General features: G+C 72.6%; 1 protein-coding gene and 1 pseudogene. One reads left to right on the top strand and one right to left on the bottom strand.

All coding sequences use genetic code 11. The annotated features are described in order from the left end of the window. Window positions 1–734: pseudogene (locus HUU95_RS13720) on the top strand (hypothetical protein); the annotation flags it as partial. On the opposite strand, the gene HUU95_RS13715 reads toward HUU95_RS13720, so the two are convergent. Then, window positions 616–2674, bottom strand: a 2059-nt coding sequence (locus HUU95_RS13715) for a TonB-dependent receptor (protein WP_174280615.1), incomplete at its 5' end; no start/stop codon positions are given. The pseudogene HUU95_RS13720 and the gene HUU95_RS13715 sit on opposite strands and share 119 nt — an antisense overlap.

The following is a 2674-nucleotide window of genomic DNA, read 5'->3' as shown; positions in this document are numbered from 1 at the left end:
CCGAGACGATGCTCGCGCTCGGCTGGCTGGCGGCGGCCCTGGTCGCCTATGCGATGATCGGGGCGTTCTTCGACCATTATGCGCTGCCGCTGATCGCGCCGCTCGCGATCCCGGCGGCCGGGGCCTTCGGGCGATACCGGCGCGCGCTTCCCGCGGTGCTGGGCTATGGCGCGCTGCTGTTCGCCTTCAAGCTGTGGGTCGCCCCCGACGAGCGCGGCTCGGCGCGCGCGATCGCAGCGGTGATGGCCGCGCACCGGGGCGAGGGCTGCCCCTATGTGTTCGCGGGCGACGCGGCGCTGTACCTGCTGTCGCGCAGCTGCGTGCCGACGCCCTATGCCTTTCCCTCGACGCTGGCGTTCATGGCCGAGCATGGCGCGACCGGTATCGACGAGGCGGGCGAGGTCGCGCGGATCATGGCCGCCCGCCCGCCGGTGGTCGTCACGATGGACGAGCCGCTGGGGCCATGGAACCCGGCCAGCGTGGCGATCGTGCGTCGGGCGCTGGTCCGTGACTATGCGCCGGTGCTGAGCGTCCCGCGCGAGGGGCGCCGCATGATCGCCTACGTCCGGCGCTCCCCGGCGAGAGGCGGCGCCGGCACGGCCCTGGGCAGGCCCGTCACCAGCGCACCTTGCCGCCCAGCCGCAACGATCGCGGGCGTAGCGGCGTCGCCAGCGTCCGGCTCGCCAGCGAGAACGGGTTGCCCATCGCGAACAGGTTGGCGCTCTGGTCGGTGACGTTGTCGACCGTCAGCGTCAGCTCGTACCGCCGCCAGCGCCACCCCGCCCGCACGGTCGCGACCGCGTAGTTGCCCTGGCTGATGTCCAGCAGGTCGCCCGCGCCGAGCACCGATCGCCCGACATAGCTCGCCGATCCGCCGACGCTCGCCACCCCTGCGCCGACCGGCCGTTGATAGGCGATGTCCGCCATTGCCGCGAAGGACGGCGTCTCGGGGAGGCGGCGATGCGCCGGCGTGGACAGCATCGCCAGCGCGCCGTCGATCCGGTTGTCGGTGAACAGTCCCGAGGCGCTCGCGCGAAGGCCGCGCACCGGCACCCAGTCCACCGTCGCCTCCACCGCGAGGATGCGCGCATTGCCCAGCGTCAGCGTGTACGGCAGCCCTCGCCTGTTGACGAGATCGGCTTGGATATCCGTCCACCGCGCCAGCGACACGGCCGACGAAAAGGCGACGCCGGTCGTCCCGCCGCGCAGCCGCCGCACGCCCACCTCCGCGACGCGGATCGAGTCGGGCGCGAAATTGCCCACGCGGCCGATGCCCGGCGCGACCGCCAGCCCGCCGGTGCGATAGCCCGACTGGACGCGCGCATAGGCCGCAAGCCCCGGCGCCAGCCGCCACGACAGCGCGACGGTGGGATCGAACCTGGCGGTCGAGCGGCCGAGGACAAAGTCGCTCACCCGCGGCCGAAAGGACGGCTCGCCATCGGTTCGCGCCAGCGTCACGCGCCCGCCGAACGTCGTCGACAGGGTCGCGCTCGCCGGCACCGTCACCTCCCCGAACGCCGACGCGGTACGGGTCGCGTTGGTGACGCCGATGATGTCGACCGGCGCGTCCGCCCGACCCAGCGCGCGCGAGGTGCCGTCGCGATCGCTCAGCAGCGATACGCCCGCCACCCACGAGATGCCGCCCGTCGGCGACCGCGACAGCCGCAGTTCCTGCGACGCCAGGCGCTTGTCGCCGTCGCTGGTATAGACCTGCGCCGCCGGGCGCGGCATCGCGCGGGTCGGCGACGGCGTCGCGTCGAAGACGTCCGAGGACGTGTAGAGCGCCAGGCCCGTGACCGACAGGAGCTGCAGCCCGCTCGGCCAATCCTTCTCGATCCGCACGCTCGCCACCGATACCGCGTTGCTGAACGGCTGGGCGACCATGGAGCGGCGTTCGAGCGGGCCGACGGCGGTATCGGCATATTGCCCGTCGGCGGCCGAAATCCGCTGCAGGACCCCACCGAGCTCGATGCTCCAGCCGACGCCCGGCGCGATCCGCAGCGTCGCGCGCCCGCCGGCCGTGTCGATCCGGTTCACATCGGCCAGCCTGCGACCGACATCGTCGATATAGCCCCCCTCGTGTTCGTCATAGCCGACGAGGCGCAGCCCCGCGCGCCCGGACAGCAGCGGCATGTTGACGACGCCGCTCGCATCGCCGCCCCGCCTACCGCTGCGGGTCAGCGTCGCGCCGCCCGCCAGTTCCGCGCCGGCCGCCCCGAGGTCGACCGGGTTGGGCAGCAGGCGGATGATGCCGCCGATCGCGCCCGATCCGTACAGCGTGCCCTGCGGACCCTCCAGCACCTGCACCGCGGCCATGTCGTATAGCTTCAGGTTGGGATCCTGTTCCGAGAACCCGATCTGGACGTCGCCCAGATAGGTGCTGGCGGTCGACTGGGTAGCGCCGTTGAAGCTGGAATCGGCGATGCCACGGATGAACAGCTTGTTGCGGCCGGGACCAAGCTCGGTGTTCTGGAGGATCGGCAGGTCGCGGCCGATCTCGCTCAGGTCGGTCGCGGGGCTGTCCAGCAGCACGTCGTCCGCGCCGATCATGCTCAGGCTGCCGGGATAGCGCAGCAGCGGCACGCGCTGCTTGCTGGCGGTGACGACCACGTCGCTCCCAGGCGTGGCGGCCGCGGGCGCGGCGCGGGTCGCCGCCGGTTTGCGGATCGTCGCG

Source organism: Sphingomonas bacterium (genome assembly GCF_903643065.1).
GTDB lineage: Bacteria > Pseudomonadota > Alphaproteobacteria > Sphingomonadales > Sphingomonadaceae > Sphingomonas.
The sequence above is the reverse complement of the archived record's forward strand: the minus strand, read 5'-3'. Positions and strand labels throughout refer to the sequence as shown.